Annotated in this window: 12 protein-coding genes; 10 read left to right on the forward strand and 2 right to left on the reverse strand. The window is 58.0% G+C overall.

Annotated features, from left to right (window positions below; genetic code table 11):
• From MTBSS4_RS14305 to MTBSS4_RS14340, 8 genes are all read left to right on the forward strand, one after another.
• Positions 1-1,838 (forward strand): beta strand repeat-containing protein (locus tag MTBSS4_RS14305; RefSeq protein WP_368667785.1); only part of this gene is annotated, 1,838 nt, incomplete at its 5' end.
• Between the two features lie 69 nt (positions 1,839-1,907).
• Positions 1,908-3,650 carry a type I secretion system permease/ATPase gene (locus MTBSS4_RS14310; protein WP_173984084.1) on the forward strand — a complete coding sequence of 581 codons (1,743 nt, stop codon included), beginning with the start codon at positions 1,908-1,910 and terminating at the stop codon, positions 3,648-3,650.
• A complete protein-coding gene (locus MTBSS4_RS14315; protein ID WP_173984085.1) occupies positions 3,647-5,011 on the forward strand; it encodes an HlyD family type I secretion periplasmic adaptor subunit in 1,365 nt (454 codons plus the stop codon). Before MTBSS4_RS14310 ends, MTBSS4_RS14315 begins: the two co-directional genes overlap by 4 nt.
• A 147-nt stretch (positions 5,012-5,158) precedes the next feature.
• A complete protein-coding gene (locus MTBSS4_RS14320) occupies positions 5,159-6,661 on the forward strand; it encodes a TolC family outer membrane protein (RefSeq protein ID WP_173984086.1) in 1,503 nt (500 codons plus the stop codon).
• Positions 6,661-7,524, forward strand: a complete 864-nt coding sequence (locus tag MTBSS4_RS14325; RefSeq protein ID WP_254432566.1) for an alpha/beta hydrolase — start codon at positions 6,661-6,663, stop codon at positions 7,522-7,524. Before MTBSS4_RS14320 ends, MTBSS4_RS14325 begins: the two co-directional genes overlap by 1 nt.
• Before the next feature lie 23 nt (positions 7,525-7,547).
• A complete protein-coding gene (locus MTBSS4_RS14330) occupies positions 7,548-8,033 on the forward strand; it encodes an invasion associated locus B family protein (protein ID WP_173984087.1) in 486 nt (161 codons plus the stop codon).
• A gap of 14 nt (positions 8,034-8,047) precedes the next feature.
• A complete protein-coding gene (locus MTBSS4_RS14335) occupies positions 8,048-9,580 on the forward strand; it encodes a methyltransferase regulatory domain-containing protein (RefSeq protein ID WP_173984088.1) in 1,533 nt (510 codons plus the stop codon).
• 865 nt (positions 9,581-10,445) lie between these two features.
• Positions 10,446-12,002: an ATP-dependent endonuclease gene (locus MTBSS4_RS14340; protein ID WP_217425549.1), complete on the forward strand. Its 1,557-nt coding sequence runs from the start codon at positions 10,446-10,448 to the stop codon at positions 12,000-12,002.
• A 207-nt stretch (positions 12,003-12,209) separates the two neighbouring features.
• Here MTBSS4_RS14340 and MTBSS4_RS14345 read toward each other — a convergent pair whose 3' ends face one another.
• Complete coding sequence (locus MTBSS4_RS14345; RefSeq protein WP_173984089.1) at positions 12,210-12,587, reverse strand: hypothetical protein; 378 nt, start codon at positions 12,585-12,587, stop codon at positions 12,210-12,212.
• Positions 12,584-12,877 (reverse strand): hypothetical protein, encoded by a 294-nt coding sequence (locus MTBSS4_RS14350; RefSeq protein ID WP_173984090.1) that lies wholly within the window; start codon positions 12,875-12,877, stop codon positions 12,584-12,586. The genes MTBSS4_RS14345 and MTBSS4_RS14350 overlap by 4 nt, the downstream gene beginning before the upstream one ends.
• Before the next feature lie 86 nt (positions 12,878-12,963).
• On the opposite strand from MTBSS4_RS14350, the gene MTBSS4_RS14355 reads away from it, so the two are divergent.
• Together MTBSS4_RS14355 and MTBSS4_RS14360 are read left to right on the forward strand one after the other, a co-directional pair.
• On the forward strand, positions 12,964-13,185 hold the full coding sequence (locus tag MTBSS4_RS14355) for a hypothetical protein (protein ID WP_173984091.1): 222 nt from the start codon (positions 12,964-12,966) through the stop codon (positions 13,183-13,185).
• A 123-nt stretch (positions 13,186-13,308) separates the two neighbouring features.
• Positions 13,309-13,872: a DUF3489 domain-containing protein gene (locus tag MTBSS4_RS14360; protein WP_173984092.1), complete on the forward strand. Its 564-nt coding sequence runs from the start codon at positions 13,309-13,311 to the stop codon at positions 13,870-13,872.
• The last annotated feature ends 123 nt before the right edge of the window (positions 13,873-13,995 follow it).

The raw sequence follows: 13,995 nt of genomic DNA on the forward strand, positions 1-13,995 counted from the left end.
CCTTTAGTGAGGGTGCTTCTGGCTCTTTTGCGACTGACTTGGCAAAGCTTAGTGCTGGCGGCACAATCGCTGCTAGCTTCGACGATGCTGGAGAGGCAACACTCTCTGCTGCTTTGGCCAATAATGTAACTATCAGCGCCACCGGCGGCGGCCATATTAATGTAACGGGCTCAATTGGTGACCAGACCATCACCGGAACCATTGGCAACGACACCATCGACGGCGGTGCTGGCGACGACACCATCGTCGGCGGCGATGGGGCCGACATCCTGGTCGGTGGTGACGGAGCTGATGTGTTTGTTTTCGCGGCAGGCGAATCCGACAATTCCGGTGGAAATCTCGACGTAATCGGTAACGGTTCGACGGATTGGTCGGCTTCAGACAAAATCCTGTTGTCGGGTACCAATAATGATCAACTGGTCTACGACCAGCGGGCGTTCACCTACAACACCAGCGTCGCGCAGACCATCACCGACATCACCAACAATGCCCTGTTGGCGAATAACGTGGTGTTCTTCACCGATGCCACCGATGGTTATCTGTACGTCAATGATGCAGGTGGAACACAAGACGGCACTCTTATCAAGCTGACGGGGATCACCTCGGTCAGCGACGTATCGGCAAGCCAGATCGAGGTTGCCGCCGGGGTGGCCATCAACGCCAATGACGCGCCGATCTTGACCATCAGCGACGATACCCAGACTGAGGCTTTGACTGACGTCGGGGCGCTGCTGACGATTAATGACGACTACACAGACCAAGCGGTTTCGGTGACCATCACGTCTGCCTCGGGTGGGACGTTCGCTTACGACACCAACGATGCAGACAGTGGAAGCGTTACCTATGCCGGCACTGGAACCGGCCTTGTAACCTTCACCGGAACCATTGCTCACCTGAACGCCTTCTTCGGCGGGGCCGGCAACGTCACCTACGCAGCCCCGGCTGCGGATGACGACCAGATCCTGGTCGAAGTCAGCGACAATTATCGGGCTGATCTGGGTGTGATCTCGGTTCAGGTCGGCATCGACGACAGCCCGATCACCATCGACCTCGGTCAGGTCGGGGTGTATCAAGCGTCCGGTTCGGTGGATGACAGTTACGCCGCGACGGGAGGCGATTATTCAACCGCAAGAATCGTCACCTTGAGCGGGGTTTCCGCGGCCGACTCGGTTGTTGATGTCAACAGCGGCGATACCCGTATCGCGTTCGACCTTAATCAGGATGGCACCATCGACTACAACGGAACCGATGACAGTGTTCTGGTCCTGGACAATTATGCCGGTGTGCTGGATGGCACCTTCATCCAGTTCTCCGACGGTTCGCTGCTGAAGTCCACGACCACCACCGGAATTCTGACCGGCAGCAATCTGGACGACCATTTGATTGCCGGCAACTCGGGCAACACCCTCAAGGGCTTGGCCGGTGATGATCAGTTGACCGGCGGCAACGGTCGGGACCTGATTTATGGCGGCACCGGCGATAACACCATCGACGGTGGAGCTGGTAACGACACCATCTATACCGGCTCTGGGAACAACGGCAGCGGCAACCAGGTGACTGGTGGTGTCGGCAATGACCTTATCATTCGCGAGGGTCAGACCACGTTCAATTACACCAACGCCACCAACGAAGGGAACGACGTGATCAGCGGCTTCAATGCCGGAACTGACAGCACAACGGTAGATACCATCCATGTTGCTGGCAGCGAGTGGAGCCATGTCAGCCTGACACAGGTCAACTCTGACACTTACATCCAGTTCGACAACTCGCAAACCACCATCAAGCTGATCGGCGTTACTGCGACGAACCTTACCGCGGATGATTTTAACTTCGCATGATGAATGCGGTTTTCGGCGGAACGATGCGAATCGTTCCGCCGATTTCCTTGACAGCAGATTGAATTCTTGATGACACACAAACAATCCTGGATTGCCGCCATCTGGGAGAGTTGCCCAGAAATCACCGACACAGCCCGTGCCTGTCGCCGACCGATTCTTGCGGTCGGCTTTTTCAGCATCTTCGTTAATGTTCTGTATCTGATCTCGCCGATCTATATGATGCAGATTTATAATCGTGTTCTTAGCAGCGCCAACGTCGATACGTTGGTGCTGCTGACGGTCATCCTGATCGTCACCTTGGCGGTGATCGCCCTTTTGGATTACGTGCGATCGATGTTGCTGGTCTGGGTCGGACGCAGGATTGATGTGTCTTTAGGTGCGAGAACATTTGACGCCCAAGTCAAGGCGGGGTGCGTGCCGGGGCGCAAGGCATCGGGCCAAACCTTGCGAGATTTGGATTCCATTCGCCAATTCCTGACCGGTGCGGGTGTCCAAGCCGCCTTCGATGCCCCATGGGTACCGATATACATCCTATTCCTATTTATACTTCACCCAGCCTTGGGAACCATGGCAGCGGTTTGTGCGGGCTTGCTGTTGCTTGTGGCCAACCTCAATAACCTCGTCACTCGCCCACCGTTAAAGGCGGCGAACGAATCGATGTTGAAGAATTACGCCTTTACCGAGGCCAGTTTGCGTAATGCCGAGGCGATGACCGCCATGGGAATGGTTCCTGCGGTGATGCGCAAGTGGGCCACCAGCCGCGACAAAGCATTGCTGGAACAGGCCGATGCCAGTCGCTCGGCCTCGTCATTCGCCGCCTTGACGAAGTTTTTGCGCATATTGATGCAGTCATTAATTCTTGGCCTTGCCGCATATCTGGTCATCCACCAATCGGCATCTGCCGGCGCAGTTTTTGCCTCCAGCCTCCTTCTGGGGCGCGCCTTGGCTCCGGTTGAGCATCTGGTTGGGGTATGGAAGCAGGTGGTCGATGTTCAGGCGGCATTTCGTCGTCTTGTCACCGAATACCGGACCTATCCGACGCCGGCCCAGTCCATGCCCTTGCCTCGTCCCCAGGGACGCCTGACGGTTGACCGGGTCAGCTTCACCATGAACCGCGGGGCCAATGTCATCTTGCGCAACGTGTCGTTTGGCGTCGAGGCGGGAGAGGTTGTCGCCGTTGTCGGCCCCAGTGCTGCCGGGAAGTCGAGCTTGATGCGGTTGCTGGTGGGGGTATGGCGTCCCGATGGCGGGGTTGTTCGCCTGGATGGATCGGACATGGCGCTTTGGAACAAGGAAAACCTTGGCCCCCATATCGGCTATCTACCCCAGGATATCGAATTGTTTGCGGGAACAGTTCAAGAGAACATCGCACGATTTTCCAACGCGGATCCGGAAGCCATTGTTTCCGCCGCCAAATTGGCGGGTGCGCACGAGTTAATTCTGGGTTTGCCCAAGGGCTACGATACAGAAATCGGCGATGGCGGGGTCTTCCTGTCGGCGGGACAGCGCCAAAGGATTGGGCTTGTGCGGGCCGTTTTCGGCAATCCCAGTCTCGTGGTCCTTGATGAGCCCAATTCCAATCTCGATTCCGACGGCGAGGTCGCATTACGTCTTCTGCTGCAACGGCTGAAGCAAGATGGCGCCTCGGTGGTCATGGTGTCGCACCGAGCCAGCATTCTGGATGCGGTGGACAAGATGCTGGTCCTGCGTGAAGGCCAAGTGGACCATTACGGCAGCAAGAATGAAGTTCTGGCCTTGCTGAATCAAAGGGCTGCGGGGGCGCGTCCGGTCAGCGTGGTTCATGCGCCATGAGTGGCCTCCCCCTCATTGCCGCTGTTTCGCGGATATGGCAGTCATTGCTGCATCTAATGCGTATAGAGCCGGAACCCTCTGGTGATCAGGCCAGACGATATTTTCGGATCGGTGTTCTTGTGCTGGTGGGATATGCGCTGTTTCTGACGGGGTGGTCTGCTTTGGCGCCTTTAGCTGGTGCGACCATGGCGCCCGGTGTTGTCGTGGTCAACAGCAACCGTAAGACCGTCCAACATCTCAATGGCGGCACAATTCAAGAAATTCTTGTCGCTGAAGGAGAGCGCGTATCGGAAGGACAGGCTTTGGTGGTATTGGATGGCACCGTGGCCGAAGCCAATCTGGATGCTCTTTCAGTCGAATATTGGGGCTATCTTGCCCGCATTTCCCGATTGCAGGCGGAGCGCGACAATCGTGCATCCATTCAGTGGTCATCGGAATTAACCGCACAAAGTCACGATTCGCGAGTCAAACGTCTGATATCAGATGAAACCTCGGCCTTTGACCAGCGGCGCAAGTCAATGGAAGGACAGGTTTCGATCCTGCGCAGCCGGATTGCCCAATTTAATAAGGTGATTATCGGATTGCAGGCGCAACTTAACGCCACGACCAAGCAACGTGGGCACTTGGCGGAGGAATTGAGCGGAGTCCAAGCCCTGTTCGACCAGGGGTTCGAACGCAAGCCGCGCCTGCTGCAACTGCGGCGGCAAGCCGACGAAATGGCTGGTCTGGAAGGACGCCTGACCGAGGAAATCGCCAAGACCAAGCTGACTATCGCCGAGACCGAACTCAATATCAGAGATTTAGCGAATCAGCAAAGATCTGAAGCGGCTGGCGAGTTAAACGAGGTACAGGGCAAAATTTTCGAGATCACAGAGAAAATTAGAGCGGCAAGACATATCGTCGACAATTTGATCATTGCTGCACCACGTTCTGGTGTGGTGGTTAACTTGCAGATTCACACCGTCGGCGGGGTCGTCGCCCCCGGCCAAGCATTGATGGATATTGTGCCGAATACGGATTCTTTGGTAGTCGAGGGTAAGGTCAAGCCCGAAGACATCAATGATGTTCAAGTCGGTTTGCCGGTCGAGGTTGCTCTGACGTCATACCGGCAATCCGTTACGCCGCGTTTGAAAGGACGCGTAGAAGTAGTTTCGGCAGACCGCATGACCGACCCCAAAACCGGGTTGTCATACTTTCTGGTTCGCGTCAGCATTCCGACAGATGAACGGGAGAAGATCGCTGAACTGGGACTCTTTCCGGGGATGCCCGCAGAACTGTATATCGTCAACAAACCGACTTCGGCTTTTTCCTTGCTCTTTCAGCCCTTCACCGATTCCTTGAACCGTGGATTCACGCGATAGGTTCCTTGGGAGAGGCGGGATCTATTGATGGAAATGCAAGGACGCATATGGGGGGAAAGCCTGAGTTTCACCCTTTCAACGGTCAGAACCGCCCTTTGTGGATTGGGATTATCAGCCGTGTGCTTGTGCATGATCCCGTCAGGGACCATGGCCGGGACGATTTTCGGAACGCCCTGGCCGGAAATCGGAAGTTGGGGCCAGGCATGGGATGAAGCAGAAGAGGACGTTCTTCCTCCAGCAGATACGCCAAGCTCAATCACCGCCTTTCCTGAGATCAACCGAGGGCAGGTGAAAACTTTACCTAACCCGGATTTCGGCGCCCAAGAGTGTTTTGCCTTTCCTTCCGGAACGAGAGATACGCTGTCTCATGTCCTTGCCGCCGCCTACAGCGAGAGCCCGACCCTGAAGGCCCAACGCGCAACGTTGCGTGCGCTAGACGAGAGAGCGGTGCAAGCAAAATCAGGAGAACGCCCAACAGTCACTGGAACGGGAAAGGTGGGGCGCGGCGTATTTACCGACACGAGTTCGCGAGAATACGATCAAATGCGAAACACTGCCCAATATGGCGTCGTGATCTCGCAACCCCTTTACGATGGAGGCCGAACCGGTGCCGCCATCAAGGAAGCCGATGCCAATATCATGGCTGGACGAGCTCTGTTGCAAAAGATGGAACAGGACGTTTTGATGCAAGCTGTGGGTGCGTATCTGGATGTGATGCGGACAGAGGGCGTCTTGCGTCTCAATGATCGGAATGTTGCGGCCTTACAAGCCGAGTTGGAGGATGCGCAACGCCGAAACACAGTTCACGAAACTTCACAAACGGATATAGCCCAGGTTCAAGCTCGCCTTTCATCGGCCGAAGCGGCTCGGGCGCAGGCTGTAGGTGCTGTGGGAGCCGCCAAGGCAAACTTCACCAATGTGGTCGGCTACCCGCCTGGGGCATTGGAACCCGTGCCCGCGCCAAGTTCTCTGCCTGCCTCCTTAGAGGAAGCTATTAAGCTGGCCAGGACTTCAAATCCCCTGATTACATCGGCGCGGCAAAAGGCTGCGTCCGTTCAATACGGCATTGATGTCGTAGAATCCGAACTCATGCCGCACGTCAGCCTGGATGCGGAGTATGATCGTCAACTGGGTTATTCTTCTGCGGGATCCGAGCAGGTTGCCTCCGCATTGCTCCTTAAGCTGAGGGTGCCGCTCTACAGTTCCGGCAGCACAGAAGCCCGCTTGCGAGCTCAAAAGCATTTGGCCGGCGATGCGTCGCTACAGGCGGCCCAATCTCGACGTGACGTCGACGAGCAGACCATTACGGCATGGAACGATTTGCTCCGTTTCCGCGCGGAGAAGGTCGCCAAAACCGCTCAGATCAAATCGGCCGAGATTGCTTTGAAAGGTAGTCGTCTTGAAGAGGCCCAAGGCCAACGGACCAAGCTTGATGTCTTGAACGCCCAGCTTGAGCTGTTCTATGCCCAGACGGCAGCCTGTTCATCTCTATTCCAGGAACGTGCGGCTGCATATCGACTTCTGGTCGCCGTTGGGGGGATGACGGTCGATGGGCTTGGCTTGCCCGTCCAACCTTATGATCCCTCTGTAAATTATGAAAAGACCAAAGGGCGGTGGTTCGGCGTGGATGTGATGGAGGAGCAGTCATAATGATCCGACGCCCCCGGAGACGTTGCCTGTTTGCGTTTTTCGTCATGGTTTTGCCGGCCCTGATGTCTTGCGTCCACATGCTGGACCGTCAGCATCAAGCAGATTCCATCGCACGAGATGGAGGTTTGTCGCCTCTGACCGTGCCCGCGCCGCCATTCACCCTCAAGGGGTACGCGCGGATCTCACGCCCCAGAGAACCTATCGTGGTCTATATCGAAGGCGACGGCTTGGCATGGATATCCCGGAACACCACGTCGCCGGACCCAACCCCCACTGACCCAATCGGCTTGCGCCTTGCTGCACTCGATTCAGCACCGAATGTGGTCTATCTGGCAAGACCGTGCCAATACCTGGACCTTGAGAAGCCGCTGTGCCGGTCCAGAAAATATTGGACATCCCATCGCTTCGCTCCCGAAGTAATCTCCGCATACAACCAGGCTTTTCAGTTCTTGTCATCGATGGGGGGGGGAGGATTCCACCTCGTCGGCTTTTCCGGTGGCGCGGCGGTCGCAACTTTGGCGGCGGCGCACAGGACGGATGTTCTGACGCTGCGCAGCGTTGCAGGCAATCTGGACCACGTCCTTCTCAACCGTCTGCACGAAGTCAGTCCAATGCCGCAATCCCTCAATCCCGCTGATGTTGCAAGCCAGCTGACAAACACACCTCAGTTGCATTTTGTTGGCGAGCAGGACAATGTGGTCGGGCCGTCAATATTTCAATCCTACCGCCGTAGCGCTGGAGATGATCGTTGCATCGGCTCTCAGACGGTCCCCAAGGCCAGCCACAACGCTGGTTGGAGTGACGTTTGGCCCAGGCTGGCGACGATATCACCGCATTGTCGTGGCGGGAGCCCTAAACCTTAGCGGAGCGATCCATGCGAAATATAATGACCTGCACGGCTTTATTGGCTGCAATTTTCACGACGAATGGTGCAAGTGCCGCCCAGCCTCTCAAACCGGGGGCGGCATTCGATGATTGGGTCGTCGAATGTGAAAAGGCCGGCGACAAGCAAAAATGTTTTATTTCTCAGACCTTGAACGTCAAGGATTCCAAAGGACGTTTGATCAAGGCATCTATTGGCTATCTTGGACAAAATAACGAGCCGACTATCGTCACGTTATTACCTCTGGGAATTTGGCTGCCTGCCGGGGCCGCCTTCAAGGTCGGCGACATGCCTCAGGGTTCCATGCTCATCCAACAATGTACGCAACAAGGTTGCGTTGCCACTGCTCAGCTGAAACCGGAACACATCAAGGCTTTGAGTGCGGGTAAGACGCTTAACTTCGGGATACAACCGGCAGGAAGTCAGGAAACCCTGGTGGTGGGCGTCTCCATCAAGGGCCTCGCAGCGGGTCTCTCGGCACTCAAATAGCTTGTGGAATTATGATGAGCAGCAATTTCTACGATATCGTTCCGTATGGTAGCTTCGCCTACCCCCGGACTCACATTTCTCATCTGCACACTGTCGGTCGGTTGTTTGGTCTAACCGTTCCCAGCTACAAGACGGCCCGTGTTCTTGAGATTGGCTGCGCGTCAGGCGGCAACATCATCCCGATGGCGTTGCAATATCCCAACAGCCAATTCGTGGGCATCGACATAGCCAAGAGCCAGATCATGGCCGGGCAAAAGACAATAACGGAGCTTGGCCTCAGCAATATCACCTTGCGCGAGGGCAGCATTGAAGCACTCCCTAATGACCTCGGGAAATTTGATTATATCATTTGCCATGGTGTGTTTTCTTGGGTTCCCGATCATGTGCGTACGGCAATTCTGCGAGAAGTCCGTGATCGTCTAAGCGCCGATGGCCTGGCCGTGGTCAGCTATAATGTCCTTCCTGGCTGGGGACATGTTCAGACCCTACGGGAAATGATGTTGTTCCACTGCAGGAACTTGCCGACGCCGGAAGAAAAGGTGGCCCAGGCCAGAGCCTTGCTGCGCTTTATCAAAGAAGCCCATGCTTCGACCAGCAACGCCTACAGCCTGGCTGTCGAACATGAATTGATGGTGCTGGAAAGCAATCCGGATTGGTACGTCTTTCACGATCATCTGGAAAGCGACAACAAACCATTCTTCTTCCATCAATTCATCGAAATGGCGGGGCAGTTCGGCTTGGGATACGTGGGGGACGCCGACTTGACGGCCATGTTCCTGGATAATGCTCCGCCCACCGTCGTTGAAACCCTAAAGGGAGTGACCGACCCAATCCAACTTGAGCAGTACCTGGATTTCGCCGCAAACCGTCGTTTTCGCTCCACCATCCTGTGCCACGCTGGTCGGACTTTGTCACGCACCATCGATGGAAACCTGACTCGCCAGTTTTACATTCAGCCGGCTATCGATCAGGTTGCCATTGATGATGGCAAGCAAATTTTCAGTCAGAGCGGGACAGGACGGGCTTTTGTCACGGATGAGCCGGCCACCATCGCTGCCCTCAAGGTTATGCTGGAGATCTCGACACCTCTGAGCTTTGCCGAACTGGTCGGCGCAATAGTCAAAGCGAGCAGCATGTCAACCGTCGTCATCGAGGCTGCTCTGGATGCCATTTTAATGCGGATGACCTTCGCTGGCTTGATTCGACTGACCCCAGAACCCCCGCTCTACGCTGTCTGGTTAAAGACATCCCCGAAAACCCTTCCCTTGGTCCGCATTCAGCTTGGACAAGGGAACATCGTGGTTAACGGACGTCATGAAACCCTGCAGCTTCCTCCAATCAGCGCACGAATTCTGTCCTGGCTGGATGGAACACACAGCCGCGAGGACGTCATTGAGCTGGCTTCCGGCCTCGTGGCGAATGGTGAGTTCTTTTTGGAAGTAGATGGAAAGCCCATTGCCACGGCGGAAGAGCGTCGCGCGGCTCTGGCCAAAACAGTTGACTCTTTGCTGTCATATTTTCTGGCACAGGCACTCCTGGAACCCTAACGGCAGAAACACCATGCGTCATCATACCTACATCCCAGAGCGGCAAATCCTGTCCATCAATGAATCTCGGTGTCAGGGGGGCAAGCCATAGTCTACCTACAAGCCCGCCCGTCTCGCATACACCAGCGTCGCCAGCGGCGACAGCGACTGCTGGTGTGGACTGTGTTTGCGGCATTCGTGGCGGTAGTTTATGCGCTACTGCGGCTTGTACAGCCATGACATCACGGTCATCTCAGATGGCCCGCAGCAACATTCGGGATCATCCGATTTTCGGTAGAGAGGGTTGGGCGTGGGTCGCCTTTCCTACGCCAATCTCACCAGACAAACTGGCTCTACCGCTAAGACGCGGCCCTGGATATCCCATGGTTCCGCGCGGGTTTCGTATGTCTATGTGCTGACACGAGCCTGCCGGATATCGGCCGACTTCTCTCTCCGTGGCGCCGTTCTCTCCAGACCTGTTGACACGCCCTTCTGTATCAACAGGTCAGCAACCTCTTGGAATTCAATGATACTCCGGAAATCGCCGCGCCGTGTGGTTTGGCCTTTTTCGAGGAGGACCGATGGAGTCCGGCGACGGAATCCGTTCCCCGTATCAACAGCCTCTTCCGCTTTAGGCCGTGACGGGACTGTCTGGTTTCAGAGCAGGAATGCCGAAAAGCGGACATTGCGTCGGGCGCAGGCTCCGACAAAATCTGACCCACTGCGGACGTTGGCGACGTCGGCTTTCAGGCCGGGCAGACGGTGTCTCAGCAGACATTCCGACGGAGCCAGAAAAGCGCCTTGCAGGTCGTATCAGCGGCCATATCTCTTATAGGTTGCAAAGTCGCCGTCCGGGGCATATAACGCCCTTGGGGTAGGAGATACCATGTATCTGAAGACAATTGCGTTGCGGAATTTTCGCTCGTTCGACTCGGGCGAGGTTGAACTTCAAAAAGACCTCACGGTGTTTGTCGGCGAGAACAACGGCGGCAAGAGCAACGCCATTGACGGCATCCGGCTTCTGACCCAGCCGCTCGGGGGACGGCGAGAGATCTACTGCGAGCCAACCGATGTTCGCTTTCAAAGCCAGTCTGCGGGCTTTGAGCTGGAAGCTGTCTTCAGCGACCTGAGTGTAGGCCAGCAGGGGCGGTTGATCTCAGCGAGCACGGACGCGACGCTGTCCGAAGCCCGGTTCGGCCTCCGCTACAACGGCGGCCTCGGCGATCGACCGAACCTTTGGGCGGGCAAACCGGGCAACCTACCCGAGCCCGGTTGCCGCGACATGGTCCGGCATGTCTATTTGCCGCCTCTCCGCGACGCCAAACGTGCGCTGGCCTCCGGGAACCCCACCAGGATCATGGCCCTCCTCAATCACTTTCTAGGGGATGTCTCGGCGTCGGACCTCGCCCGTGACCTAGCCCGGCAGACCGATCATGCGGTGCTCTCCAAGGTGGATCAGGCCGTTGGCAAAGGCCTCACGGCCCTGACGGCCGGTGTGCGACCCCAGGCGGCAGCCCTTGGCTTTGCTTCGCAGGAAGCTCTGGTCGATATCGCGCGCGACCTCAGATTCAAGCTTGCCGACCACGGCATCAACCCGGAGGACTTGCGATACTCCGGCCACGGCTATGCCAATCTCTTGTTCATGGCAACTATCGCCGTCGAACTGGAGAAGGTGCGCAATTCTGACCTGACCTTGTTTCTGGTGGAGGAGCCCGAAGCACACCTGCACCCGCAGCTTCAGGCTGCGGTCCTGGCTTTCCTGAAGGACCAGGCTGTTCAGTCTGACGCCGACAAGCCGGAGAATGGGCCAGCAGGCCAAGTGCAGGTTATCGTCGCCAGCCATTCGCCGAACTTGTCCGCCTGGGTCAGCAGCAAGCAGTTGGTGGTATTCAAATCGGTCGTTCCTGAACTCCCGGCAAAATCCGACAGCACCGACGAGGCGGGGTCATCGGCCGCCGATGCGGCCGCCATCAAGACCGGGATCGCCGAGGGCACTGGCGATCCGACCGACCCCGTCGAAGGGTTGGTGACGACCACCGCCGCGGCCGCGCTTCGCCGATCAACCCGCTGTATCCCGCTCGCCCAAATCGACTTGAACGACTTTGAACGACGGAAGATCGACCGTTACCTCGACGTGACGAAGGCGGCCTTGCTGTTCGGCGGTCGTGTCCTCCTCGTGGAGGGCATCGCCGAAGCCCTGCTGCTCCCGGTGATCGCCGAACACTCCACCCTCAAGGATGAGCCGGAGAAGCTCCGCCTCTTCCGGTCGACCGTGACTGGCGCGGAGAGCGCCACCAAGGCTGTCGAAGACGCTCGGAAGATCTACGTCGCCGCATCCCGCGCCGAGCGGCTGCTGGCGATTGCTGCACCGAAAAGTCGCGCCGCCGCGTTGAAGTGGATACTCAACGCGGGCGGCTACGCCACGCAGATTGTGACGCTTTGAGGTTCATGAGGCGCTTCGGCAGACGGCTGGGTACCTGCGCTTATCTTTTACGCCGAGATTTGCCGCTCCGCTCTCGAATGTCCGTTCTGTGCAGAGGCGCGAACATCCGCTCCTGGTGCAAACACGACATCCAGCATGGTCGCTGACGATGTCTGCTTTTAGGGAGCTGCGAAGCTGATCTCAACGTCCGCCATGGGCGCAAAGCGGTCATTCGCCGAGGCTCAACATCCGCCGCTGCTCCGCCCACTCCGCTGGAAACGGCTCCAGCAGCGCCCGCACGGTGAGCTTCTCGGGCTGCCGCCCGGCGAGAATCGCCTCGACGATGTCGGGGGCCAGCAGGGTCAGGCGGAGAACGCGGCTGGCGAAGGCACGGTCGACGCGTTCGGCCTTGGCCAGTTCGTTGATGGAGGCGTGACGCCCCGATTCCAGCAGGCGGCGCCAGCGGAAGGCGCGAGCGAGTGAACGGACGATGGGGCTGTCGACTGGAACCCGCGACTCGGGATTGTACAGGCTGCCGTCTGGCAGGACGATCCGCTTGCGCCCGCCGATGCGGCGGAAGGTCATGGGCACGAAGACGGTGGTCATGCGGCGGCCCTCCGTCCCTTGGCCGGTTTCAGTTCTCCGGCAAGCTGGACCAGCCCCTCGGTGCGGAGCGCGATGTGGACGCCGTCGGTGGAGATATCGACGCGCTCGACCAGCAACTGGACGATGCGGGCCTGCTCGGCGGGGAACAGTTCGTCCCAGAGAGGATCAAGCTGGCCCAGGGTGGTGGCGACTTCCCGTTCCGTCATGGCTTCGCCCTCGGTGCGAACGCTTTTCCAGGTGCGGGCCACCATCTCCGGGGTGCGCAGCAGCGAGCGCAACTGGTCGATCACCGCGTTCTCGACCTGGGCGGCGGGGACGCGCCCGATCGGGCAGGCCTCGGGGCCTTCCTTGATGACGTTCAGCGATGGAGGGAGCCATGACGAAGCACATCGACAACGCCAGGGCTATCGGCACCTTTATTGCCAGGAAGGCTGAACTCGATGCCATGCTGGCCCGGCTTCAGGAATTAAGCGCCGACCACTTCAACTGGTCACCGGACGAGATCACCTGGGGCCATGTCGGCACCCTCGGACATTACGTCGAGATGCTGAAGCGCATCACCGACAGTGCTTTCCACGAGGGCGAACACGCCGAGTAGCCGATCAGGCTCCACACCGCCCCCGCCTCCGCGGGAGGCAGGCTCCGACCGGCGTCACGCTGGCGGGGCTTCAGGTGGTACAGGCGCGGGACAGTTCCGCGCCGCATCCCGGAGGGAACCACCATGTTGTTGTCCGATATCCAAGCCGTCATTCTGTCCACTGCCTGCGCCCGCGAAGGTGGTTTCCTGCTGCCTGTCACCGCCGCCTTGAAGGGCGGTGCCGTCAACATGGTGCTGAACAGTCTGATCAAGAAGGAACTGGCCGAAGAAATCCTCGCCGAACCAGGCACCCCGGTCTGGCGCAAGGACGAGGACGGAACCCCGCTGACGCTCCGCGTCACGCCCGCCGCCTACGCCGCGTTGGGCATGGTTGCCGATACGGGCGCGGACTCAGGCCCGGAAGAAGAACCGGCGACGGACATGGCCGACCAGCCGGAAACCGCGCCCACGGAGGCCGACGGCGCGAACACGCCGCGCAAGACCCGCCAGGGGACGAAGCAGGAAGCCCTGATCACCATGCTGAAGCGGCCTGAAGGGGCCAGCATTGACGAGATTGCTGCAGAATTTGGCTGGGCGAATCATACGATTCGCGGTGCCATTGCCGGGGCCTTGAAGAAGAAGCTGGGCCTGACGATCACCAGCGAAAAGCTCTCTGGTCGGGGCCGCACCTACAGAATCGCCGAATAGGAGCCGCCCATGCCCCGCTACAGCGTCATCATCACCCGCGACGTTACCGAAAGCACCGTCGTCCAGGTTGAGGCCGAAACGCCCGAGCAAGCAGAGACGGCGGCCTTCGAGAAGCTGTTTGAG

Source organism: Magnetospirillum sp. SS-4, assembly GCF_902729425.1.
Taxonomy (GTDB): Bacteria; Pseudomonadota; Alphaproteobacteria; order Rhodospirillales; family Magnetospirillaceae; genus Phaeospirillum.